This window comes from Mesorhizobium sp. M7A.F.Ca.US.006.01.1.1, assembly GCF_003997935.1.
Classification (GTDB): Bacteria; Pseudomonadota; Alphaproteobacteria; order Rhizobiales; family Rhizobiaceae; genus Mesorhizobium.
Genome location: NZ_RZQL01000020.1, coordinates 20565 through 44778, shown reverse-complemented (window position 1 = coordinate 44778; position 24214 = coordinate 20565). Strand labels below are relative to the sequence as shown.

The following is a 24214-nucleotide window of genomic DNA, read 5'->3' as shown; positions in this document are numbered from 1 at the left end:
ATATCGCACCGTCGAGCGTGATGTGCCCCTGGTCCGGCGCCTCGAAGCCGGCAATCAGCCGCAGCAAGGTCGTCTTGCCGCAGCCGGAAGGACCGACGATCGCCGTGCGGCTGCCGCTGGCGACGCTCAGGTCGACGCCGGCAAGGGCGGCCACCGGGCCGTATTGCTTGTGCAGGCCGCTGATTTCGAGAAAGCTCATCGTCCGGCCATCCGTTTCGACTGGACATAGAGCAGCCAGGTCAAGGGCAGCGACATCGCCACCATGATGAAGGCGTAGGGTGCCGCCGAGGCATAATCAATCTCGCCACTGTAGGACCAGAACGCCATTGCCAGCGTGCGGGTGCCGTTCGGCGCCAGCATCTGGGTGGCGGTCAGTTCGTTCATGATGCCGAGCGCCACCAGCGCCATGCCGGCCGCGGCACCTGGCGCCGACAGGCGGATCGTCGTCGACCACAGCGCCTGCAGCGGCGGCCGTCCGAGGCTGGAAGCGGCGCGTTCGAGCTCGACCGGCGCCTGCGCGATCGATGCCCGCAGGCTGACCAACGCGCGCGGCAGGAACATCAGCGCATAGGCCACCAGGATGGTGAACAGGGTCTGGTAGAGCGGCAGCGCGATGCGCACGGTGATGGTGACCAGCGCCAGTGCGATGACGACCCCGGGCAACGAGCCGACAATGTAGTTGCAGCCCTCCAGTATACGCTGCAATGGCCCCGGCGCGCGGATCGAGATCCAGGCCATCGGCATGGCGGCGACGGTAGCGAGCAAGGCGCCGGCGAGCGCCAGGAACAGCGTCTGGCCAAGCGCCAGGCCAATCTCGTCCAAGCGCCAGACAGCGGCGCCGCCGGCGGCAAGCCAGCCGCCGATGGTGACGAACGGCACGCCGAGCGCCAGCAGCGTGGTGACGACAAGCAAGAGCAGGCTTGGGATGGTGGCGCGTCCGAGGCTCGTGCGCTGCTGATAACGTGCGGCGCCGGAGCCGACACGGGCATAGCGTTCCTCGCCGCGCACCAGCACTTCGAGGCCGAGCAGCACGAAACAGCAGCTCACCAGCACGCCGGCCAGCATGTTGGCGGCCGGTCCGTTGAAGGTCGACTGGAACTGGTCGACGATCGCCGTGGTGAAGGTGTCGAAGCGGATGAAGACATAGAGGCCGTACTCGGCCAGCAGGTGCAGGCCGACCAGCAGCGAGCCGCCGCAGATGGCGAGCCGCAGTTGCGGCAGCACGACACGCCAGAACACGCGCCGTGGCCCAAGGCCGAGTGCGGCGGCGGCGTCCTCGAGGGCAGGATCGAGACGGCGCAACGCCGCGGACACCGGCAGATACAGGAACGGGAAATAGGCGATCACGGAAACCAGCACGCCGGCCCACAGGCCGTGCAGTCCCGGCACCATGGTGATCCAGGCATAGCTGTGCACGAAGGCTGGGATGGCGAGCGGCGCCACGCACAGCCAGGCCCAGAGCCGGGCGCCCGGCAGGTCGCTGCGCTCGGTCAGCCAGGCCAGCGAAACCGACAGCACGATGGTGATCGGCACGCAGAGCGCGACCAGCAGGACAGTGTTGACGAGAAGCTCGCCGACACGCGGCCGGAAGACCAGCGCCGAGACGGTTTCCCAACCGGTCTGCACCGCGATCCAGATGATGAAGGCAAGCGGCACCAGCGCCAGCAGCGCGACGAAGATGGCGGCGATGACCAGCCAAAGCGGTGCACGTCGCCGAGCCTTTCGGCCTATGCCCGAAGGCAGGCCCGAGCGCGCGAGATCGACCGCAGACTGCATCAGGTCAGACGCCGTGCCGTTGCCGTCCAGCGGCAGCAATTGAAGGACCGCAATCGCGGTCGGGAACACAGCGTGTCGTCATCGACGAATGCCATCTCGAAAAACAAAATCACTCCCGCGGAAGGCGAAGTCCCGCGGGAGCGTGGCCGGTTGTCCTTTTAGGAGGAATGGCAACTAAAGCAAGCCGGCTGCCGTCATCAGGTCGGTGACCTTCTTGGAGTTCAGCGTCGTGGCGTCGACCTTCGGTGCCTGCAGATCGGCGAGCGGCACCAGCTTCGGGTTGGAGTCCGCGCCCTTGCCGACTGCGTATTCGAAGGAATCGCCGGTCTTCAGCACGTCCTGGCCGCCCTTGCCAGTCACCCATTTCAGGAAGGCCTGGGCTTCCTTCGGATGCTTGCTCGAGGCCAGCACGCCGCCGCCGGAGATCGAGACGAAGGCGCCCGGATCCTGGTTCTTGAAATAGTGCAGCTCGACATTCTTACTGTTTTCACCGGTCTTGGCCTGATCGCCGAAGTAGTAATAGTGGTATATCACGCCGCCTTCGATTTCGCCGGCATTGACTGCCTTCATCACCGTGCTGTTGCCCTTGTAGGCGGTGAAATTGGTTTTCATCGCCTTCAGCCAGTCGGCGGTAGCGGCTTCGCCCTTGAGCTGAAGCAGGGCGCTGACGATGGCCTGGAAATCGGCGCCCGACGGGGAGGCGGCCCAGCGGCCCTTCCAGCTCGGATCGGCGAGGTCAAGCATCGACTTGGGCAACTGGTCGGCGGTCAGCTTGGTCTTGTTGTAGGCAAAGACCGTGCTGCGCGCGGCAACGCCGACCCATTTGCCGCTGGCCGGCTGATAGTCCTGGGGAACCTGTGCCAGCGTGTCGGCGTCGACCGGTGCGAAAAGGCCGGCCGTCTCGACCAGCACCATGGCCGGCGAGTTTTCGGTCAGAAACACGTCGGCCGGCGAAGACGTACCTTCGGCGACGATCTGGTTGGAGAAATCGCTGTCGCCGCCATTGCGCACGGTGACCTTGATGCCGGTTTCCTTGGTGAAGCCTTCGGCCCACGCCTTGGTCAGGCTTTCGTGCTGGGCGTTGTAGACAATGATGCCATCATCTTCCGCCTTTGCCGGACCGGCGATCAGGCTGATTGCCAGCGCGGTGGCGCCGGCGAGAGTGGAAAGAGCGTATTTCATGGCATTGTCCTCGATTTCGGGGCCTTGGTCTGTCAAGGCTGCACCTATCGATACCTGACAGCAGTAGTCAACATTGTCGATGTGCTTCAATCGGTCGCTGACGTGCAAAGGTTGGTGCCGGACGGACAATTCCGCGTGATGCTCCCGGTTCGGCGGTGCCGCAAACTTTCGTGATTTGTCGACAGTTTGGCTTGGACATTATTTCGCCAGCCACGTAACAAATCAGCGCCGAGACGCGAAAATCGGGGGAGTGAACTCTTGTGAGCGGCAAGGACGAGGCCGAACTTTCCCGGCTGATGCGGGCCGCGATCGCGGGAGATGAAAGGGCTTACGCCGACTTTCTGCACCGGATTGCCGCGCTGGTTCGCGGTTTTGCCAGGCGCAAGATCGTGCAGGGCGGGGTCGATCCCGAGGATGTCGTGCAGGAAACCTTGCTGGCCATTCATGTGAAACGACATACCTGGCGCCAGGATGCGCCGGTGTTGCCGTGGATCTACGCGATCGCCCGCTTCAAGCTGATCGATGCGTTCCGGCGGCGCGGACGGCGCATCGAGATCGACGTCGACGATATCGCCGAGACGTTCGCGGAGCCGGAAACCGAGACCATCAGCGAGCGCGACATCAACCGGGCATTGGACAGCCTGTCGCCGGCACAGCGCTCCGTGGTCTCGGCCGTGTCGGTGGAAGGTCGCTCCATCGGAGAGACGGCGGCAAAGTTCGGCATCAGCGAGACGGCGGTGCGTGTGTCGCTGCATCGCGGACTTGCGGCGATAGCCAAGCGATTCGGGCGGGAATGACATGAGAACGGACGATCTCATCAAGGCGCTGGACGCCGATGCAAGCAGCAAGGCAATGCCGCTGCAATCGGCCTGGTGGCTGGCCGCCGGTGCGGCAGCGGTGATCGCGGCCATCGTCTTCCTGCTGACCATCGGCCCACGCCCGGACTTCATGGCGGCCGCGCACACGATGCGCTTTCTTTCCAAATTCGTCTTCACCATCGTGCTTGCCGTCAGCGCCTTCGCCCTGATCCGCGCCTTGTCGACGCCGGGTGCTTCGACAGGCCGGGCGATGGCTGTGATGATCGCGGCGCCAGTGCTGGTGGCCGTGGCAGTGGTTCTGGAGCTTTTCATGGTGCCGGAGGCGCTATGGGGTACAAGGATGGTCGGCTCCAACATGATGATCTGCATGGCATTCATCCCGCTGATCGGCATTGGCCCGCTTGCCATCTTCCTGTGGATGCTGCGCTACGGCGCGCCGACACGGCCGGTGCTTGCCGGCGCGGTTGCGGGTCTGCTCGCCGGCGGGCTGGCGGCGACCTTCTATGCGGCGCACTGCTTCGACGATTCGCCGCTTTTCGTCGCCACCTGGTACACGATAGCGATCGCAGCGCTCGCATTGCTCGGCGCGCTCGGCGGACGGTTTTTCGTACGCTGGTAGCGTTCCGCCACGATCGCGAGCCCATGCACCGATCCTTAATCATGCCGGCAATTGTTTGCCGGTTAGCGATGGCGCCGGCAGGCCGGACGCAACCTTTCCTTAAAATCGATCCGCCAAGGTTGATGCGAGAACATGCGTTTGCGCACGGGGGTGGCACGTATCGTGATGTGGCGAGGATTGACCAGCCGAAAATCTCTTGGGCATGCAGGGCTGGCGTTGCTCGTCGCCGGCCCGGGCGTGCTGGCGACCTCGATCCTGCTGTCGCGCCTGGACCTCGGCACCGAAGCCTTGAAGCTCTCCCTGCAGATCGCTGTGGCGGTGGCGGTGGGCGCGCTGTTCCTCGCCGCCCTGTCCATCCGCAGGATCACCAGGGATCGCCAGCAGATCGCCGAGAGCGAGCTGCGCTTCCGCCGCGCCATGGAGGATTCGGCGATCGGTATCGTGGTTGTCGGTCTCGACGGTCGCATCCGCCAGACCAATCCGGCCTTCGCCGCCATGCTTGGCTACACAAGCGAAGAGATCGAGGCGCTGACTTTCTTCCAGATCACGCATCCCGACGATCTGCTGATCGGGCGGGAGACGATGGACGATCTGAAGGCGGGCACGGTCAATTCCTTCCATTTCGAAAAGCGCTATCTCCGCAAGGATGGAACGCCCGTCTGGGCCCATCTTGCCGGTTCGGTCATTCGCGATGAGACCAGCGGCCGCCCGCTCTATCTCGTCTCGCAAATCGAGAACATCGACGCGCGCAAGCAGGCTGAGGCGCGCATTGCCGAAGCGGAGACGCGTTGGAATTTCGCGCTCGCCGGTGCCGGCCAAGGGGTCTGGGACCTCGACATGCGCAAGGGCGGCACGACCTATTCCTCGACCTGGGTCAAGATGCTGGGCTATGCGGATGGCGAACTCGATGGCGACACCGACCGCTGGCTGACGATGATCCACCCTGACGATCGCGAGACTGTCGCCGAAGCCGATCGCGCCCATCTCGAGGGCAAGACACCGTTCTTTGAGGCCGAGTTCAGGATGCGCCACAAGGATGGCCACTGGATGTGGATACTCGACCGCGGCAAGGCCATCGAACGTGACGAGGACGGACAGCTGATCAGGGCCATTGGCAGCCTGACCGACATCACCCGCCGCAAGGAGGCCGAAGAGCGCCTCACTGTGTCGGCGGCAATGCTTGTCGATGAAAAGGAGCGGCTGAGGGTGACGCTGCAATCGATCGGCGATGCCGTCATCTGCACCGATGCCGCAAACCGCATCACCTTCATGAACCCGGTCGCCGAAAAGCTGACCGGGATTGCCGGCGGCGAGGCTCTCGGCAAGATGCTTGGCCATGTCTACTGGGCGGTCGACGAGGAGACGGGGCACAGGATCGGCGTGACCCGGCCCGCGGTTGGCGTTCATGCGCCCGCCGACCAGAACAGCCGCGCCGTCCTTATCCGGCGCGACGACACGCGCTGCAGCATCCGCCAGGTGGTGTCGCCGATCGTCAACGAACGGAACGAATTCTGCGGGCTGGTCATCGTCTTCCAGGACTTTACCGACGCGCGCGCGCTGCAGCGCCAACTGGCGCACGCCGCGGCACACGATGCGCTGACCGGCCTTGCCAACCGCTCCAGCTTCATCCGCGCCATGGAGGATCTGATCGGCCAGGCACGCAAGGACGGCACCGCCGACACGACAAAGTCGGTCGGAGGTGCCGGACATCAGTTCATGTTCATCGACCTCGATCACTTCAAACTGGTCAACGACACGGGCGGCCACGCGGCGGGAGACGCGCTGCTGAAGCGGGTTGCCGAGGCGATTCGCAGCGTGCTTGGTCCAGACGATATCGTCGCTCGCCTCGGCGGCGACGAATTCGCGGTCATTCTGAAATCGAGTTCGGCAGCCGGCGCCAAGATCGCGGCACGCTCCATCATCGATGCGATCGGCGGCCTGGACTTCACCTGGGACGGCCGTCCTCACGTGATCGGCGCCAGCATCGGGCTGGCTGCAATCAATGCCAATTGCGGCGAGGTCGACGAGATCATCGCGAGAGCCGATGCGGCCTGCTATGCGGCCAAGGCGGCGGGCCGTGGCTGTGTCTCCGTGGCGCCCGACGCGCAGATCGTGGATGGCCGGACAGAGCCGCTGGCCGCGGCCTCCTGATTGAGCCTGTCACCGCTCATCCGAAAGGCTTGTCCCTGATTTGCGCCGACGATCCGCTCAGCGCGTCGGAACGGGATGCTCGCCGCGATAGTCGTAGAAGCCGCGCCCGGTCTTGCGGCCGAGCCAGCCGGCCTCGACATATTTTACCAGCAGCGGGCAAGGGCGGTATTTCGAGTCCGACAGGCCGTCATGCAGGACCTGCATGATCGACAGGCAGGTATCGAGCCCGATGAAGTCAGCCAGCTGCAGCGGCCCCATCGGATGGTTGGCGCCGAGCCGCATGGCGGTGTCGATGGCATCGACCGAGCCGACACCCTCATAGAGCGTGTAGATCGCCTCGTTGATCATCGGCAGCAGGATGCGGTTGACGATGAAGGCCGGAAAATCCTCCGAGACCGTGATCGTCTTGTCGAGCTGCTTCACATAGGTCTTGGCGGCCTCGAAGGTCTGGTCCTCGGTGGCGATGCCGCGCACCAGTTCGACCAGCTTCATCAGCGGCACCGGGTTCATGAAATGTATGCCGATGAACCGCTCCGGCCGGTCGGTCTGCGCGGCAAGCCGCGTGATCGAGATCGACGAGGTGTTGGTCGCCAGGATGGCTTCGGGATTGAGCTGCGGACAGAGCTGGGCGTAGATCTTGCGCTTGACCGTCTCGTCCTCGGTCGCCGCCTCGATCACCAGGTCAGCACCAGCAAGATCGGCCATCGCGGGCGCAGCCGAAATGCGGCCCATCGCGTCGTTGCGCACCTTTTCGTCGAGCTTGCCGGACCCCACCTGGCGGGCCATGTTGCCGCTGATGGTGGCGATGCCCTTCTCGATGCGGTCGGGGGATATATCGTAGATCAGCACCTTGTAGCCCGAAAGCGCGGAGACATGGGCGATGCCACCGCCCATCTGGCCCGCGCCGATGATGCCGATCGTCTCGATCTTGCTCATTACACCGATCCCGTCAAAAGGCCTTTGCGGCCTGCTTTTTGTGCGGTGCAAACTAAAAGGGCGGGGCGACTTCGTCTACCCCACCCTCACCATTTAATACGCTTTGGCAGAAAGCGTCAAAGCGCCTTTTGCAGCTCCGGCAGAATGACGAAGAGATCGCCGACGAGGCCGTAGTCGGCAACCTGGAAAATCGGCGCCTCCTCGTCCTTGTTGATGGCGACGATGACCTTCGAATCCTTCATGCCGGCGAGGTGCTGGATGGCGCCGGAGATGCCCACCGCAATGTAGAGATCGGGGGCAACCACCTTGCCGGTCTGGCCAACCTGCCAGTCGTTCGGCGCATAGCCGGCATCGACCGCGGCGCGGGAGGCGCCGACGGCGGCACCGAGCTTGTCGGCGACCGGCAGGATGACCTCCTGGAACTTCTCCGCCGAACCCAGCGCACGACCACCCGAGATGATGATCTTGGCCGAGGTCAGCTCCGGACGGTCGGTCTCGGAAAGCTTGTTCTCGACGAAGGTGGACAGGCCGGGATTGGCTGCCGCCTTGATGGTCTCCACCGCCGCCGAGCCGCCATCGGGGGCTGCCTGGAAGGAGGCGGTGCGCACCGTGATCACCTTCTTGGCGTCGCTCGACTGCACCGTCTGGATGGCGTTGCCGGCATAGATCGGCCGCTTGAAGGTGTCGGGGGATACGACTTCGATGATCTCGGACACCTGTGCGACATCGAGCAGGGCAGCAACGCGCGGCGTGACATTCTTGCCCGACGAGGTCGCCGGCGCGATGATGGTGTCGTAGGCGCCCGCCAGCGACACAATGAGCGCTGCCGTCGGTTCGGCCAGGCGCTCAGCAAGCTCGTCCGCCTCGGCCAGCAGCACCTTGCTCACGCCCTTGAGCTTGGCGGCAGCGTCCGCTGCCGGCTTGGCGCCCTTGCCGGCAACCAGCACATGCACGTCCGAGCCGATCTGCAGCGCCGCCGACAGCGCCTTGGCGGTCTGATCGGAAAGCGTTGCGTTGTCGTGTTCTGCGATGAGGAGAATGGTCATTTTTCTGTTCCTTTCCCGATCGCTTACAGCACGCCGGCTTCGTTCTTGAGCTTGTCGACCAGTTCGGCCACCGACTTGACCTTGACGCCTGCCTTGCGGCCGCTCGGCTCCTCGGTCTTGATGACCTTCAGCCGCGGCTTGACGTCGGCGCCGTAGTCGGCCGGGGTCTTCTCGTCGAGCTGCTTCTTCTTGGCCTTCATGATATTGGGCAAGGAGGCATAGCGCGGCTGGTTGAGGCGAAGGTCGGCGGTGACGATCACCGGCATCTTCAGTTCCACCGTCTGCAGGCCGCCGTCGACTTCGCGCGTCACCTTGGCCTTGTCGCCGTCGAGCACGATCTTGGAAGCGAAGGTGCCTTGCGCCCAGCCAAGCAGTGCCGCCAGCATCTGGCCGGTCTGGTTGGAATCGTCGTCGATCGCCTGTTTGCCGAGGATGACGAGACCGGGCTGCTCGGCGTCGACGACGCCCTTCAGCACCTTGGCGACGCCGAGCGGCTCGGTCTGTTCGTCGGTCTTGACCAGGATGGCGCGGTCGGCGCCCATGGCGAGCGCGGTGCGCAGGGTTTCCTGCGCCTGCTGCGGGCCGATCGAGACGACGATGATTTCTTCCGCCTTGCCGGCTTCCTTCAGCCGGATCGCCTCTTCCACCGCGATTTCGTCGAACGGGTTCATCGCCATCTTGACGTTGGCGAGTTCCACCGCCGAACCGTCAGCCTTCACGCGAACCTTGACGTTCGCATCCACAACCCGCTTCACGGGCACAAGGATCTTCATTTGCCTGTCACCTCTTCACGCTAGTTGGGCGCGCTATAACAGCCTGCGCCCGTTCTGAGTTGTCGAAAGCCGACATTTCGGATGGAAATTCTGGTCTTTGACCGCCTTAGGCTGCGGCGGAGACGTTTCCGTAGTTGCGGCAACCCTGCACGTCAATACGCTGCAAGTGGCTCAAATCGGTTCAGTCCGAACTGGAAGCGTTTCCGCGCCCCCAACGCGGCGTCGCGGCGGGTGGCTCAGGCGCCAATGGTTCAGCGGCAGCTTGCGGCTGGTTGGGAGCGGCGGGCGCGACGTCCTCGTCGGCGCCGGCAAACAGCGGCACGCCGCGGCTGCGCAAGACGAGCACCAGCACGGCTCCGGCGATGATGCCGCCGATATGACAGGCCCAGGAGATCTGGTCCTCGCCGCCGGCGGCAAACATCACCACCTGGAACAGCACCCACAGGATGAGCGGGATGAAGGCCGGGATGCGCAGCGGAATGCGGGCGAAGGCCAGCACCCAGACCTTCACCCTGGGATAAAGGATCAGATAGGCGACGACCACGCCGGCAATGGCGCCGGAGGCACCGATCAGCGGCGCCTGCGAATCCCAGGCGACGAGCCCTTGGAAGGCGGCTCCGGCGATCGCGCACAACAGATAGAAGATGAGGTAGCGGATGTGACCGAGCGCATCCTCGACATTGTCGCCGAAAACCCACAGGAACAGCATGTTGCCGCCGAGATGGAAGATGTCCGCGTGCAGGAAGGAATAGGTGAGGTAGCTCAGGCTTTCGGGGATGACGACAAAACGGGGATCGAGCTCGGCGGTGTCATGGACGACCGACGGGATGAAGCCCAGCCCAAGGACGGCGGCATTGGAGAAACTCTCGCCGCCGAGCGCGGTGGCGAGGTAGACTAGGGCGTTGACCACGATCAGCCCGATCGTCACATATTGCAGGCGGATGTGGCGCAGCCTGTTGGTGTCGTAAAGCGGGATGAACATGCCCCAGGCCCTCTTCCGCTTTCGACAATCAGCGGTTCTTGCCGGGAACCCATAGCACGTCGGCGTTTCCGTTGTCATTGACCGCCCGGGCGGCGACAAACAGGAAATCCGAGACGCGGTTGATGTATTTGAGACCGTCGCGGTTGACGTGCTCGTCCGGGTCCTGGGCCAGTGCCACCATCAGCCTTTCGGCTCGCCTTGCCACGGTGCGGGCAAGGTGAAGTGCCGCCGCCGCCGCTGTGCCGCCATTGAGCACGAAGGATTTGAGCGGCTGAAGCTCCTTGTTGAGAAGATCGATGTCCTTTTCGACCCGGTCGGTCTGCACGGCGACGATGCGAAGCGGCTCATAGCCGAGCGGCTTGCCGTCGTCGGGCACGGCGAGATCGGCGCCGAGGTCGAACAGATCGTTCTGGATGCGGGAAAGCATGGCGTCGATCACCGGGTGAGTCGCGGCCGTGTGAACCCTGGCGATGCCGATGCAGGCATTGGCCTCGTCGACCGTGCCGTAGGCGTCCACTCGCAGGTCGGATTTCAGCCGCCTCTCGCCGGTGCCGAGACCCGTGGTGCCGTCATCGCCGGTGCGGGTGTAGATCTTGTTGAGCTTGACCATTTCGCCTCCCCGGCCGCCGGCATCCTCACTTGCGGGTGAAATACACCGCCAGCAGGATCAGCACCAGCGCCACGGCCTGCAGCATGACGCGCGCCTGCATCAGCTTGTTCGAGGTGACGCCGGAGCCGCCGCGCATCATGTTGATGAGGCCGCGAACAAGCACGATCACCACGGCGACCATGACCAGAATGGCGAGGATGTTGAAGACGGTTGCCATCGTTTCGTTCCAGTTGTTTTGGCGTTCAGGCGCGTTTGGCCATCAGGCGGTAAAGCATCGATGCCGGCAGGATGCGTTTGAGCACCGCACCGATCCTGGCGGGCACTGTTACCACATAGTGCGGGCGTGGGCGCCGCGACAGAAGTGCATGGCGCAGCGCCGCATGAACCACTTCCGGCCCTGGCTTCAAGGCCGATTGGCTGCCGCCGGCCCGCAACCGTTCGAGTTGCGCCGCATAGTCCACGCGGTGCACGGAATTCTCGTGGTCGATGTTGCTGAGAAACCAGATGAGGCCATTGCTGGCGATCTTCGACTTCACCGGCCCCGGCTCGATCAGCGAAACGTGGACGCCGCTGCCGGCCAGTTCCTGGCGCTGGCAGAGCATCAAGGCCTCGAGTGCGTGCTTCGACGCCGAATAGGCGCCGCGAAAGCGCACCGGCACGAGGCCAAGGATCGAGGAGCAGTGGATGATGCGGCCCTGACCCTGGCGGCGCATCACCGGCACCAGCCGGCGGGTCAAATCATGCCAGCCGAAGAAATTCGCCTCGAACTGCTGCTTGAGCGCCGCAACGGGCAGATCCTCGACGGCGCCCGGCTGCGCATAGGCGCCGTTGTTGAACAGGGCGTCGAGCCGGCCGCCGGTGCGGTCGAGCACCGCCGTCACCAGCGCGGCGATGGAGTCCGGCTCGCAATAATCGAGATAGAAGGCCTCGATGCCATCGGCTTCGAGCGCGGCGAGGTCCTGCGGCTTGCGCGCCGTTGCGAACACCCGCCAGCCTTCCGCCTTCAACGCGCGGGCGCAGTACGCGCCTATTCCCGAAGACGCACCGGTGATGATAATCGAGCGCAACTTCTGCGCCGGACTGTTCGTGGTTTCGCCAAGGGTTGCCATTTGCCGCAATCCCTTCCCATATTCCCGGCGTGGAGACAATTGGAGGGCGCGGTTCTTGTTGCGGAAGATCGTAGCCCTCAAGCGGGTTCTCTACGACGCGCTTGGCCATTTCAACACCGATGACGGCTGGGCGATGGCCAGCCATCTGGCGATCACCTCGCTGATGGCGCTGTTCCCGTTCCTGATCTTCGCGACGACGCTGGCGAGCTTCCTCGGCGCGCAGGCGTTCTCCGACACGGCCGTGCATCTGGTCTTCGACACCTGGCCCGAACAGATCGCCAAGCCGATCGCGCGCGAAGTGCTCAATGTGCTGACCGTCAGGCGCACCGACCTTTTGACCTATGGTGTGGTGCTTGCGGCCTATTTTGCCTCGAACGGCATCGAGGCGCTGCGCACGTCGCTCAACCGCGCCTACCGCGTCTCGGAAACGCGCGGCATCATCTACCGCCGGGTGCAGAGCATCATCTTCGTGCTCATCGCCACAGCCGGTTTCCTGGCGATCAGCGTGCTCCTGGTGTTCGCGCCGCTGCTGGCGCGGCTCGCCGAAGCCCATATCGACTGGATCAAGCCCTATATGGGCACCATTACGCTATGGCGTTACGTCATCGCTTCGGCGGTCATTGTCGGCGGATTGTTTGCCGTCCATTTCTGGCTGCCGGCGGGCAAGCGCCGCTTCGTGTCGCTGGTGCCGGGCATCGTCTTCACGCTGGCGGCATGGCTTATCGGTTCGACCATCTTCGCCACCTATCTCGACCACTTCTCGTCCTATGTGACGACCTATGCCGGCCTGGCCTCGATCATGATCGCCGTGGTCTTCCTTTACATGGTCTCGGCGATCTTCATCCTCGGCGGCGAACTCAATGCCGCGATCAGCCGCTACCTGGAGGCACGTGCGCGGGTGGGATGACAGGTGGAATTGAAGAATTGAAGAACTGAGAATTGGAGAAAAAGTGGGCCATATCTGGCGCTGTCTGTGCTTCTTCCTCAATTCCTCAATTCCTCAATTCCACAGTTTTTCCCTTGGCCTGTCGCGCCGTTGCCAGGCCAACGCCGAATGTCGTGATGGCCATGCCGGCAATCTGCAGCGCGTTGAGCTGTTCGTCGAACAGGGCCCAGGCAATGATCGCCGTCACCGCCGGTACCAGGTAGAACAGCGAGGCGACTTTCGACATCTCGCCGTCGCGGATCATCACCATCAGCAGGAAGATGGCGCCGAGCGACAGCACCAGAACCAGCCAGGCCATGGCGAAGATGAGTTCGCCGTTGATGACGACCGTGTGGGTTTCGAAGGCGAGGGAGGCGACGAGCATCAGCGAGCCACCGCCGACATATTGCCACATGGTCGCCGCGACGAGGTCGCCGCCGGAGGCAAAGCGCTTTTGCCAGATGGTGCCGGCGCTCATGCCGAGCACCGAGACCAGCGAGGCGGTCAGCGTCGCCGCGGTCACGCCGCCGCCGAGCGCGCCGAGCTTCGGCCACAGCACGATGACGATGCCGATGAGGCCGATGCCGAGGCCAAGCCAGTGGCGCGGCAGGATCGCCTCGCCGAGGAACTTGCCCGCAAGCACCGCCGTGATCAGCGGCTGCAGGCCGACGATCAGGGCCGAAAAGCCGGCCGGCATGCCCCTGTGGATGGCCCAGAAGACAGCGCCGAGATAGACGCCGTGCATCAGGATGCCGGCGCCGGTGGCATGCAGCGCCTCCTCGCGGGTGGCTTTTTTCGAACCCAGCACAAGCATCAGGATAGCCAGCAGGATGGCGGCGATGACGAACCGTGCGGCGAGGAAGGTGAACGGCTCCGCCCATGGCATGGCGTAGCGCGCGCCGATGAAGCCGGTCGCCCACAAGACGACGAAGGTGGCGGGAATGAACCGCTTGATGCTATGCATGTTCCGGAGTCCGCCGCACTGGAGAGAATTGCCGTGGCGCTGCTCTAATCCCGTTCACCCCGGCGCGCAAAGCGAAACGGTTGATCCATGGATCACCGGAATTCAACGCCCGGCGCATCTGGGGGGTGGTTCCCTGGTCTCACCGGGCTCAAAGCCCGACCATCCGCCTGATGTCGTCAGGCGACGCTCCGGCATGGCGCAAGGCGGCAAGGCCGGTATCGCCCAGGCTCTTCGACAGTTTTCGTCCGTCGGGCCCGAGGATGAGACGATGATGGAAATAGGCGGATTGCGGCAGCCCCAAGAGTTCCTGCAGCAGGCGCTGGACGCCGGTGGCGGAAAACAGATCCTGCCCGCGCACGACGTGGCTGACGCCTTGCTGCGCATCGTCCATGACCACGGCGAGGTGGTAGCTGGTCGGGATGTCGCGGCGCGCCACGATCACGTCGCCCCAGTCTCGCGGGCGAGCTTCGATCGAGCGCGTCGCAAGGAGCGTCTCGTCGGAATACTCCGTCCAGGACAGGTCCTTGCCGACGCGCGCCATGGCGGCATCGACATCCAGCCGCCAGGCGAAGGGCGCATTCCCGGCTATCCGACGCTGGCGTTCCCTGATCGGCAGCGCCTTGTCCGCGGCGGGGTAGAGCGGCACGCCATCGGGATCGCGCGGCCAATCGCGCCCTCGCTTTTCGCTGTCGGTGATGAAGGCGCGGATCTCGCCACGGCTCATGAAGGCGGGATAGACGAGTTCCTCCTGGACCAGCCGCTCGAGCACCGCCTGGTATTCGGCGAAATGCTCGGATTGGCGGCGCACCGGCTCTTCCCAGCCAAGCCCCAGCCATTTCAGATCGGCAAGCACGCCTGCCTCGAATTGCGGCGTGCAGCGCGTCGTGTCGATATCCTCGATGCGCAGCAGCAGGCGGCCGTCCGCCTGTGCCGCCAGCTTCTGGTTGAGCAGCGCCGAATAGGCGTGGCCGAGATGCAGGTCGCCGTTGGGGCTGGGCGCGAAACGGAATGTCAGGAGTGTCATCTCTCAGGCGGCAATCATGTTTTGCGGCGCTTCGCCAATTGCTACCCTGTCGACGGTCGAGGAACAAGAAAGCATGCGCCGTATCGTGACATCAGACGACATTGCCCGGGGGCTCGATGCGCTTTGCGTGATCGACCCGCGCCTGGAGAAGGTGCGCGGCATGGCCGGCGAGGTGCCGCTGCGGCTCTCAGAGCCGGGTTTCAGAAGCCTGGCCTCGATCGTCGTCTCGCAGCAAGTGTCCCGCGCCAGTGCCGATGCCATCTTCGGCCGGCTGACCAAGCTCGTCGATCCGCTGACGCCGCAGGCGATCCTTGCCGCCGGCGAAGAGATGTTTCGCGAGGCCGGCCTGTCGCGGCCGAAGCAGCGCGGCCTGATCGCAATTGCCCAGGCGGTGGCCGATGGCCTCGACCTGCATCACCTCTGTTCGCTCGACGCCGAGGAGGCGATCACGACGATGACGGCGGTGTCCGGCATCGGTCCCTGGACGGCGGAAGTGTACCTGTTGTTTGCCGCCGGGCACCCCGACATCTTCCCCGCGCGCGATGTCGCGCTGCAGAGCGCGGTCGGCCACGCGCTCGGCATCGAGCCGCGGCCGCCGGAGAAAACACTGATCGCATTGGCCGAATCATGGAGCCCGTGGCGAGGTGTCGCATCGCGGCTTTTCTGGTCCTATTATCGTGAAACCAGAGGGCGGGACGCCGCGCCGCCGGCCTGAATCCGCGAAGAATCATAAAAATCATGCATTTTTGGCGCTTCAGCGACGCGACAATCCGCTTCACATCCCTGTCATGTCGGGCTTACAGTATCCGCGCCGTTCGGGTCTAGAACCAAGGAGGTGAACACGTGACGGTTGCCGTATCTCCGGATGGGCTTCCAGCACTGGTGCTGAATGCGGATTACCGTCCGCTCAGCTATTACCCCTTGTCGCTCTGGTCGTGGCAGGACGCCATCAAGGCGGTGTTCCTCGACCGGGTGAACATCGTCGCCGAATACGAGCACGCCGTCTCCTCGCCGACCTTCTCGATGAAGCTGCCGAGCGTTGTCAGTCTGAAGGCCTATGTGAAGCCCTCCAGGCACCCGGCCTTCACCCGCTTCAACGTCTTCCTGCGCGATCGCTTCCAGTGCCAGTATTGCGGCACGCCGGAGGATCTGACCTTCGATCACGTCATCCCCCGCCATCGCGGCGGTGCGACGACATGGGAGAATGTCGTTGCCGCCTGCTCGCCCTGCAATTTGAGGAAGGGCGGCATGATGCCGGCGCATGCCAAGATGTGGCCGCTGCAGAAGCCTTTCCAGCCGACGGTGCACGATCTGCACAACAATGGCCGCCTGTTCCCGCCCAACCATCTGCATGAGAGCTGGATGGATTATCTGTACTGGGATGTCGAACTCGAACCCTAGAGTTCGGCACAATCCGCCATGCTGGCCGCCTCGCGCTCACTTATCAGCGGCTTCGCGCTTAAGGACCGGCTTCCCCCACTCCGTCTCGGCTTCGCCGAGCCACCTCTCCCCCCTCCGGAGGGAGAGGAAAGGAGCCTCTCTCGGAGGAGCGCTGGCTACAACAGGTTCGCGCCCTTCCTCTACCCCGTCGATCGGGGGAGAGGTGGCTCGGCGAAGCCGAGACGGAGTGGGGGTCGACCTGGCTCGGACGTCGAAAGCCGCGCCATCCGACTCAGCCCGGCGAATTTTTGCGCGAACTCTGTGTCGCGCTGTTCGATCGAACAGGCTTAGTCGCGGGTGAGGGCGCCGCGGAAGGCGACTGCGGCGAGGATCAGGCTGGCGATGGCGTTCCAGCCGGCCAGGGACAGGCCGAGGATGCGCAATGCGGCCTTGTCGCAGGACGGCGGCACGAATTTGTCGAGCGCGTCGAGCACGCCCTTGCCGCCGGTGTCGACCGGTCCGGCGCCTGCGGTACAATCGGTCGGGCCGGCCCACCACTGCCATTCGACGCCGGAGTGGTAGACGCCGAGATAGAGGCCGTAGAGCATCAGGAGGCCGCCGACGGCCAGCAGGCCGCGCGTCAGCCAGCTGGGTGCGTGCAGCATCGATGCAATCACCGCCAGCACCATCAGCGGCACGCCGATATAGTAGGGCGTGCGCTGTTCGAGGCAGAGGTGGCAGGGGATATAGCCGCCGAGATACTGGAAGCCGAGCGCCGAGCCAACGGTGGCGGCCATGGCGACGGCGAGGAACAAGGCGGTCAGCGTGCGCTGGCGTCCGGTGTCGGCATTCATGGTCGCTGTCATTTCAATCGGTCCGTCCGGCTCGCAATGGTTCTGTTCAGAACGCGTATTTGACCAGGATATAGAGCAAAATCAGGGCAGCCGCGCCGGCGCCGGCGATGAGACCGAGGCGCTTTTCGATGAATTCGCGGATCGGTTCGCCATAGTGGCGCAGCAGCCAGGCCAGCAGCAGGAAGCGGGCACCGCGGGCCACGATCGCCAGCACGATGAACAGCAGCAAATTGACGCCGATGACGCCGGACAGGATCGTCACCACCTTGATCGGCGGCAGATGGGCAGCGCCCGACGTGATCAGCATCAGGACGATGAAGCCGACGCCTGCCCCTGCGCGCAGTTGCTCGAACTCGTCATATTTGCCGTAGAATTCGAGGATCGGCCTCGCCACCGCGTCATAGGCGTAGTGGCCGATGAACCAGCCGGCGATGCCGCCCAGCACCGAGGCGACGGTGGCGATCAGCGCATAGCGGTAGGCGCGATCCGGCCGCGACAGCGCCATCGGCAGATAGAGCACGTCGGCCGGCACCAGGAACACCGAGCTTTCGACGAAGGCGATGAAGGCCAGCCACCATTCGGCGGATTTGCGGGCCGCCAGCGACAAGGTCCAGTCGTAAAGTCCGCGAAGCATCGGCACTCCTAATGCGTGTCGTTCCATTGCGCAGGCAGGCTGGGGTGTAATGGCATGCACCGAACAAAGACCCAGAGCACGCCATCCGTCCCCGCAGACGTGCCGCGCTTTGATGCGCCGCCTGTCTAGAAAGATTTTCCGCGCTGCACAATGGCAGCCCCGTCACGAAATCGGAAGGCGCAGTTTGGTCGCATCTTGGAGGCACTGGAGAATTGGCCAGTTGACGAACAGCCCTCCAACCGTATAGTCCCGCGCCATCCAGGCCGCCCGGCCTGAGCCCCTATGGCGGAATTGGTAGACGCGCTCGACTCAAAATCGAGTTCCGCAAGGAGTGCTGGTTCGATTCCGGCTAGGGGCACCATTTTTTCAGCATCGCCAGGCTCACTGACCACAGGAGACTGCGTTCTGGTTCAGCCTGCCAGATCCGGCAATCTTACCGCCGTCCCAGCAAGCTCTTCATCCGGTTGCGCAGCAGGCGGGCCATGTTGCGGGTTTCGCGGTAGAGATGCAGTTGCGAGGCGGCCTGGCGGGTGAGGCGGTCGGCGTCCGGCGTCAGCCCGATCACCAGCGTGCCCATCGGCTTGCGCTCGGCCCATAGCCGGCTCATCACCGGATGGTCGGGCACCGCGCAGGAATCGGTCATCATGATGTTGGGATCGTCGAGATGCTGCCTGGTCACCTCGATCATCAGCAGCGTGCCCGGCGAATAGCTGGCCAGCGTTTCGTCATAGGCGGTCTTCCAGGTGTAGGCGATGCCGGCTTCGACGAAGACGATCAGGCAGGCGATGGTGCGGCCGTCGAGCGTCAGCGAGTGGATGCGGCACATGTCCTGCTCGGCCAGCCGGTGCACGGCTTCGCGGGCGAAGGCGGCGCGGAAGCGGTCGATCGCCATGGCGGTGCGTTCGCGGCCCTTCCAGCCGGCCGCTTCCAGCGTCAGGAAGCTTTCGATGGCGTGACGGATGTCTTCAGGGCCGCGCGCCACGACATGCTCCAGCCTGCCGAGGTCGCCGAGGCGCCGCTTCAGCCGGCGGAACTCGCGATAATGGTGCGCGCGCAGCGAGGCCTTCAGATAATCGTCGCTGTCGAGCTCACTCTCCAGCGCCGGGCGCTGCGTCTGGCCGGTGGTGACCAGCATCAGGCCGCGCGCCTCGGCCACGGTGGCAAGCAGGCTCGCCACCGGGCCATCGAGCCGGATGTCGGGCAGGACGAACACTTTCGGCAGTTTGAGGTGCGGGCGCGACAGCATCGAGAAGAAGTCCTCGACGACGCCGACCGGATCGTCGCGGTCGACCAGCGGCGTGCCGAGCGGACCGAACGGGCTCGACCATGTGCGCATGACCGGAACGCCGAGCGGCACCACCGGCCGCTCAACCGAGAACGGCACCAGAAGGCGCAGCCGGTTGCGGTATTCGTCGCCGTCGCGGATGACCGCCAGCCGCACCTCGCGATCCTCCAGCCGCGGCATGGCGGGTGCAAGGAAACGCGGGTTGAAGAACACGTTGGACTCGACCGTGCGGGCGCAGAGATAATCCAGCTCCTCGACCAGGTCGAAACCGGCGGATGCCGGGTAGATGGCGAGCTTGCGCTCGGGCCGGTTGTTGGCGAGGATCTCGATATGGGCGGGGTCGGCGTCGCGGGTCAGCCCGGCAAGGCCAGACACCATGGCGCCGGCGGTACCGCCGCTGGTTTCCTCAAGCAACGGGATGGCAGCCATCACGCGGCTCCTTTCGGGGCTAAGAAGATGAGCATGACGATGCCGAGCTTGCGCCACACCGTGAAGGAGAGCGCGCCGGCTTCGAAGATCATGGCAAAGGCGGTGGCCATCGCCGCGCCCCACAGGCCGAACATCGGGATCAGCACCACGTTGAGGGCGATGTTGAAGGCCAGCGTCATGGCATAGACGGCAGCGCAGATGTTCTGGTTGCCGCTCATCGTCAGCAGGCTTTCGCAGGGGCCGACGGCGGCGCGCGCCACGACGCCGAAGACGAGCAGGAACAGCAGCGGATAGCCTGATGTGAATTCCGGGCCGAACAGCACCAGCATCGGCTCGCCGAGCGCTAGCACCAGCAGCGCCATCAACAGCGAGGGCCAGAACGTCCACGACACCGTCTCGCGGGCAAAGGCGGCGAGCCTTTTCGGATCGCCATGGGTGAATTGCGCATAGCGCTGGGCAACGCCTGCCTTGACGGCGAAATAGACGAAATGCACCAGCGCCAGCGTCTTCACGGTGGCGAAATAGATGGCGACGTCGTTGGGGTCCATATAGGCGCCGACCATCAGCACGTCGGCATTGGTCAGCAGGAAGAAGAAGCTCTCGACCAGGAAGATCGGCAGCGAGACGATGAACCATTGCGCGAAATGGACCTTCATCGGCCCCGCCGGGATCTGCCGTTCCATGCGCTGGGTGACACCGATGAGTTGTCCCAGCGTGGTGACGTAGGTGGCGGCGATCGAGGCGAAGATTGCGGTCCTGGCATCGGGTGCGTAGCCCGCAAACAGCATCAGCGCCATGAACAGCAGGATCAGCACCGGCCGCACCAGATAGGTCGGCGACAGGGCAAACAGCGCCCAGCTGTTGGCGCGTGCCAGGCCCGACAGAAGGTCGGACATGGCGATCATCGGCAGGCAGATGACGCCGAGGATGAACGGAATCACATAGTAGTTTTCGATCCAGGGTGCCGCCAGCCAGACGCCGAGCGCGCCGAGCCCGGCAATCAGCGTCGAGGCGATCAGCACGAACAGGCGGCTGGCCAGCACGATGCCTCGCAGCTCATCCATCAAGCCGCGCTCACGGTATTCGGGAATGTAGCGGATGACGGAGGTGTGGAAGCCCAGGCAGGCGAGGTTTCCGACGATGACCATCGTCACCCAGACGAGGACGAAGATACCGTATTCGAACGAGCCCATCCAGCGTGCCATCAGCACCTGGCTGACGAAGGCGATGACGGCGCTGACGATGCGGACCGAGAAGGCGATGACCGACATGCGGCTCGCCTCGCCGCGCTCGTCGGCGGTGAACAGCACAGCATCGATGCGGCCAAGCAACGGCCCCATGCGCAGCGCCCAACGCTGCGGCAAGAACCGCCCGGCAGTCGTGGCCGCGGAAAAGCGCACCCCGATTTCTCTCCGTTTTCCGCTTCTTTTCAGGCGTTGGTGTAGCGGAGACACATTAAGAAAACGTGGGTAGGGAGCCCCCTTCGCCCCGTCCCTATACGGGGAGAAGGTGCCGTCAGGCGGATGAGGGGCGGCGCAGGCGTTGGGAGATCGGGCTGTGCGCGACAAGACGCGCTTATACGCGACTTCGCGTGGGCAAATGGTGGGTCGAACCGACAAGGGCGTGGTTGCGGCCGCCGACGAAGCGGCCTTCGCGGGATTTTAGCGGCGCTAACCGCGAACGCCGGCGCCGCCCCTCATCCGGCCCTGCGGGCCACCTTCTCCCCGTATAGTGACGGGGAGAAGGAAAGCGCGCTCTTACGCGAACGCTCCATGGCAGTGCTTGTATTTCTTCCCCGAACCACACGGGCAGGCTTCGTTGCGGCCTACCTTGCCCCAGGTGGCCTGGTTGTTGGGATCGCGGTCTTCGGGAGCGACGATGGCGGTTGTCTCCGGGCGGACCAGGAGGGCGGTCTCGCCGCCTTCGAAGTCGTTTTCGCCGGTGGTGCCGTCGATATGGGTGCCGAACATGTCGGGGGCTTCCGGAGGCGGGGCTTCGGCGGCCTGGCGGACCAGTTCGACGCGCATCAGCTGCGCGGTGACGGCCTGGCGCAGATTGCCGAGCATGGCCTGGAACAGCTCGAACGCCTCGCCCTTGTACTCCTGCAGCGGATCGCGCTGGGCATAGCCGCGGAAGCCGACGACCGAACGCAGATGGTCGAGATTGACGATGTGCTCGCGCCACAGATGGTCGAGCGTCTGCAACACCACCGAGCGCTCGACGTAATTCATCACCTCGGGGCCAAAACGCTCGGCGCGCTCCTTGGCGGCGGCTTCGGCGGCCTGCGCGATGCGCTCGCGGATGTCGTCCTCGGCGATGCCCTCTTCCTTGGCCCAGTCCTCGACCGGGAGGTCGAGGTTCAGGAACTCGGCGATCTCGGCCTTCAGCCCGGCAACGTTCCACTGCTCGGCATAGGCGTTTTCGGGAATGGCCTTGGCGACGATCTCGTCGATAACGCCTTCGCGCATCTCGGCGATTGTTTCGGAGAGGCCTTCGCCGTCCATCAGTTCGATGCGCTGCTCGAACACCACCTTGCGCTGGTCGTTGGAGACGTCGTCATATTTCAAAAGGTTCTTGCGGATGTCGAAGTTGCGCGCCTCGACCTTCTTCTGCGCCTTTTCCAGTGCCTTGTTGATCCACGGATGGATGATCGCCTCGTCTTCCTTGAGGCCGAGCTTCTGCAGCATGCCGTCCATGCGCTCGGAGCCGAAGATGCGCATCAGGTCATCCTGCAGCGACAGGAAGAATTTCGAGCGGCCGGGGTCGCCCTGTCTTCCTGAACGACCTCTAAGCTGGTTGTCGATGCGGCGCGATTCGTGGCGCTCGGTGGCCAGCACGTAGAGGCCGCCGGCGGCCAGCGCCTTTTCCTTCAGCCGCTCGATGTCGGCAATAATTTCCTTTTCCCGCGCCTCGCGCTCGGGTCCGGCCGGCATGTCGCCGAGTTCATCTTCGATGCGCATCTCGGCATTGCCACCGAGCTTGATGTCGGTGCCGCGGCCGGCCATGTTGGTGGCGATGGTGATGGCGCCGGGCTTGCCGGCCTGGGCGACGATCGCCGCCTCGCGCTCGTGATGGCGGGCGTTCAGCACTTCGAAATCGGTAAAACCTTCCTTGCGCAGGCGCTCGGCCAGCTGCTCGGACTTTTCGATGGACGTGGTGCCGACCAGCGTCGGCTGGCCCTTGGCGCTGGCTTCGCGGATCTCCCTGACGATCGCCTTGTATTTCTCCTCGACCGTCCGGTAGACCTCGTCGTCCTCGTCGATACGCACGACCGGCAGATTGGTCGGGATCTCGGTAACTTCGAGGCCGTAGATGTTGCCGAATTCCTCGGCCTCGGTCAGCGCCGTGCCGGTCATGCCGGAGAGCTTCTTGTAGAGGCGGAAATAGTTCTGGAAGGTGACGGAGGCCAGCGTCTGGTTCTCCGGCTGGATCGCCACATGCTCCTTGGCTTCGAGCGCCTGGTGCAGGCCTTCCGAATAGCGGCGGCCCGGCATCATGCGGCCGGTGAACTCGTCGATGATGACGATCTCGCCGTTGCGGACGATGTAGTCCTTGTCCTTCTGGAACAGCCGGTGCGCCTTCAGCGCGTTGTTGACGTGGTGGACGATGGCGACGTTCTCGACGTCATAGAGCGACTCGCCCTTGAGCAGGCCGGCGTCGCGCAAAAGGTTCTCGAGCTTCTCGGTGCCTTCCTCGGTGAAGATCGAGGTCTTCTGCTTCTCGTCGATCTCATAATCCTGCGGCTGCAGCTGGATGATGAAGGTGTCGATGGTGTTGTACATTTCCGAACGGTCCTCGAGCGGACCGGAAATGATCAGCGGCGTGCGCGCCTCGTCGACCAAGATGGAATCGACTTCGTCGACGATCGCGTAATTGTGACCGCGCTGCACCATCTGGGCGCGCTCGTATTTCATGTTGTCGCGCAGATAGTCGAAGCCGAGCTCGTTGTTGGTGGCGTAGGTGACATCGGCGGCGTAGGCGGCGCTGCGCTCCTCGTCGGAAAGGCCGTGGACGATGACGCCGACCGAGAGGCCGAGGAATTTGTAGACGCGGCCCATCCATTCGGAGTCGCGGGTGGCCAGATAGTCGTTGACGGTGACGACGTGGACGCCCTTGCCGGCGAGCGCGTTGAGGTAGACCGGCAGCGTCGCGACCAGGGTCTTGCCCTCGCCGGTGCGCATCTCGGCAATGCCGCCATTGTGCAGCACCATGCCGCCGATCAGCTGGACATCGAAGGGGCGCATGCCGAGCACGCGGCGCGCGGCCTCGCGGGCGGTGGCAAAGGCCGGGACCAAAAGGTCATCGAGCGAAGCGCCGTTGGCGATGTCCTGGCGGAATTTCGCGGTGCGGCCGACCAACTCCTCGTCGGAGAGAGCCCGCATCTCGTTTTCCATGGCGTTGATCGCCTCGACACGGGGCCGGGTCGATTTGACCCGACGGTCGTTGGAGGAACCGAAAACCTTACGGGCGAGACCGCCGAGACTGACCATCCACTGGTCCTTTCGATAGAATTCTCAATCTTTGCGATGAGCGCCGGCCGGCCCCATCAATTCCACGTGAACGTGGACAAACACAAAAAGCGCCCGGAAAACGGTTCTGGACGCAAAGTCGTTGGACAGATAAGAGGGGGCTCAACTGATGTCAACGCCGCGCCGGCCCTGCCAGCTGCGCCAAATTCCGCCACAATCTGGCCGATCTGGAAGCACCCCTCTTAACA

The 24214-nt window shown here is 64.1% G+C and carries 23 protein-coding genes and 1 tRNA gene; 7 read left to right on the top strand and 17 right to left on the bottom strand.

Annotation, left to right across the window (positions count from 1 at the left end):
• From EN943_RS06280 to EN943_RS06270, 3 genes are all read right to left on the bottom strand, one after another.
• The coding region (locus tag EN943_RS06280; protein ID WP_164778096.1) for an ATP-binding cassette domain-containing protein at nt 1-199 on the bottom strand (199 nt) is incomplete at its 3' end.
• Entirely contained in the window at nt 196-1776 is a 1581-nt protein-coding gene (locus EN943_RS06275; protein WP_164778098.1) for an iron ABC transporter permease, read from the bottom strand. The genes EN943_RS06275 and EN943_RS06280, both read right to left, overlap by 4 nt.
• 174 nt (nt 1777-1950) lie before the next feature.
• The gene (locus tag EN943_RS06270; protein ID WP_127411933.1) at nt 1951-2958 is read right to left on the bottom strand and encodes an iron ABC transporter substrate-binding protein; all 1008 of its coding nucleotides are present in this window, start codon (nt 2956-2958) and stop codon (nt 1951-1953) included.
• Between the two features lie 260 nt (nt 2959-3218).
• On the opposite strand from EN943_RS06270, the gene EN943_RS06265 reads away from it, so the two are divergent.
• The 3 genes from EN943_RS06265 (at nt 3219) to EN943_RS06255 (ending at nt 6546) form a co-directional block, all read left to right on the top strand.
• On the top strand, nt 3219-3755 hold the full coding sequence (locus EN943_RS06265) for a sigma-70 family RNA polymerase sigma factor (protein WP_127411932.1): 537 nt from the start codon (nt 3219-3221) through the stop codon (nt 3753-3755).
• Nucleotide 3756: 1 nt separating this feature from the next.
• On the top strand, nt 3757-4395 hold the full coding sequence (locus tag EN943_RS06260; RefSeq protein WP_127411931.1) for an NrsF family protein: 639 nt from the start codon (nt 3757-3759) through the stop codon (nt 4393-4395).
• A 132-nt stretch (nt 4396-4527) separates the two neighbouring features.
• The gene (locus EN943_RS06255; protein ID WP_127411930.1) at nt 4528-6546 is read left to right on the top strand and encodes a PAS domain S-box protein; all 2019 of its coding nucleotides are present in this window, start codon (nt 4528-4530) and stop codon (nt 6544-6546) included.
• 57 nt (nt 6547-6603) lie between these two features.
• Here the strand turns inward: EN943_RS06255 and EN943_RS06250 are convergent, their stop codons facing one another.
• The 7 genes from EN943_RS06250 to EN943_RS06220 form a co-directional block, all read right to left on the bottom strand.
• The gene (locus EN943_RS06250) at nt 6604-7482 is read right to left on the bottom strand and encodes a 3-hydroxybutyryl-CoA dehydrogenase (protein WP_013529423.1); all 879 of its coding nucleotides are present in this window, start codon (nt 7480-7482) and stop codon (nt 6604-6606) included.
• 116 nt (nt 7483-7598) lie between these two features.
• Nucleotides 7599-8528 carry an electron transfer flavoprotein subunit alpha/FixB family protein gene (locus EN943_RS06245; protein ID WP_127411929.1) on the bottom strand — a complete coding sequence of 310 codons (930 nt, stop codon included), beginning with the start codon at nt 8526-8528 and terminating at the stop codon, nt 7599-7601.
• A gap of 23 nt (nt 8529-8551) precedes the next feature.
• On the bottom strand, nt 8552-9301 hold the full coding sequence (locus EN943_RS06240; protein WP_027038146.1) for an electron transfer flavoprotein subunit beta/FixA family protein: 750 nt from the start codon (nt 9299-9301) through the stop codon (nt 8552-8554).
• A gap of 181 nt (nt 9302-9482) precedes the next feature.
• Nucleotides 9483-10283 (bottom strand): rhomboid family intramembrane serine protease, encoded by an 801-nt coding sequence (locus tag EN943_RS06235; RefSeq protein ID WP_127411928.1) that lies wholly within the window; start codon nt 10281-10283, stop codon nt 9483-9485.
• 28 nt (nt 10284-10311) lie between these two features.
• Complete coding sequence (locus EN943_RS06230; RefSeq protein WP_127411927.1) at nt 10312-10893, bottom strand: cob(I)yrinic acid a,c-diamide adenosyltransferase; 582 nt, start codon at nt 10891-10893, stop codon at nt 10312-10314.
• Between the two features lie 25 nt (nt 10894-10918).
• Nucleotides 10919-11110 carry a twin transmembrane helix small protein gene (locus EN943_RS06225; protein ID WP_027038149.1) on the bottom strand — a complete coding sequence of 64 codons (192 nt, stop codon included), beginning with the start codon at nt 11108-11110 and terminating at the stop codon, nt 10919-10921.
• A gap of 25 nt (nt 11111-11135) precedes the next feature.
• Nucleotides 11136-12002 carry an SDR family oxidoreductase gene (locus EN943_RS06220; protein ID WP_127411926.1) on the bottom strand — a complete coding sequence of 289 codons (867 nt, stop codon included), beginning with the start codon at nt 12000-12002 and terminating at the stop codon, nt 11136-11138.
• A gap of 55 nt (nt 12003-12057) precedes the next feature.
• Between EN943_RS06220 and EN943_RS06215 the strand changes: the two genes are divergently transcribed.
• Nucleotides 12058-12909, top strand: a complete 852-nt coding sequence (locus tag EN943_RS06215; protein WP_013529430.1) for a YihY/virulence factor BrkB family protein — start codon at nt 12058-12060, stop codon at nt 12907-12909.
• A gap of 85 nt (nt 12910-12994) precedes the next feature.
• Here EN943_RS06215 and EN943_RS06210 read toward each other — a convergent pair whose 3' ends face one another.
• Nucleotides 12995-13891, bottom strand: a complete 897-nt coding sequence (locus tag EN943_RS06210) for a DMT family transporter (protein ID WP_127411925.1) — start codon at nt 13889-13891, stop codon at nt 12995-12997.
• Nucleotides 13892-14039: 148 nt separating this feature from the next.
• Complete coding sequence (gluQRS, locus tag EN943_RS06205; RefSeq protein WP_127411924.1) at nt 14040-14915, bottom strand: tRNA glutamyl-Q(34) synthetase GluQRS; 876 nt, start codon at nt 14913-14915, stop codon at nt 14040-14042.
• A 73-nt stretch (nt 14916-14988) separates the two neighbouring features.
• Here gluQRS and EN943_RS06200 point away from each other — a divergent pair, with 73 nt between their 5' ends.
• Nucleotides 14989-15630 (top strand): DNA-3-methyladenine glycosylase, encoded by a 642-nt coding sequence (locus EN943_RS06200; RefSeq protein ID WP_127411923.1) that lies wholly within the window; start codon nt 14989-14991, stop codon nt 15628-15630.
• A 128-nt stretch (nt 15631-15758) separates the two neighbouring features.
• Nucleotides 15759-16316: an HNH endonuclease gene (locus tag EN943_RS06195; protein WP_006328497.1), complete on the top strand. Its 558-nt coding sequence runs from the start codon at nt 15759-15761 to the stop codon at nt 16314-16316.
• 326 nt (nt 16317-16642) lie between these two features.
• Here the strand turns inward: EN943_RS06195 and EN943_RS06190 are convergent, their stop codons facing one another.
• Complete coding sequence (locus EN943_RS06190; protein WP_127411922.1) at nt 16643-17161, bottom strand: disulfide bond formation protein B; 519 nt, start codon at nt 17159-17161, stop codon at nt 16643-16645.
• 34 nt (nt 17162-17195) lie between these two features.
• Entirely contained in the window at nt 17196-17783 is a 588-nt protein-coding gene (locus EN943_RS06185) for a YqaA family protein (protein WP_127411921.1), read from the bottom strand.
• Nucleotides 17784-18059: 276 nt separating this feature from the next.
• Between EN943_RS06185 and EN943_RS06180 the strand changes: the two genes are divergently transcribed.
• Nucleotides 18060-18144 (top strand) — tRNA-Leu (locus EN943_RS06180).
• Between the two features lie 72 nt (nt 18145-18216).
• Here EN943_RS06180 and EN943_RS06175 read toward each other — a convergent pair.
• From EN943_RS06175 to secA, 3 genes are all read right to left on the bottom strand, one after another.
• Entirely contained in the window at nt 18217-19497 is a 1281-nt protein-coding gene (locus EN943_RS06175) for a GNAT family N-acetyltransferase (RefSeq protein ID WP_127411920.1), read from the bottom strand.
• A complete protein-coding gene (locus tag EN943_RS06170) occupies nt 19497-20897 on the bottom strand; it encodes a lipopolysaccharide biosynthesis protein (protein ID WP_127411919.1) in 1401 nt (466 codons plus the stop codon). Before EN943_RS06170 ends, EN943_RS06175 begins: the two co-directional genes overlap by 1 nt.
• Nucleotides 20898-21254: 357 nt before the next feature.
• Entirely contained in the window at nt 21255-23987 is a 2733-nt protein-coding gene (gene secA / locus EN943_RS06165; protein ID WP_127411918.1) for a preprotein translocase subunit SecA, read from the bottom strand.
• Between the last annotated feature and the right edge of the window lie 227 nt (nt 23988-24214).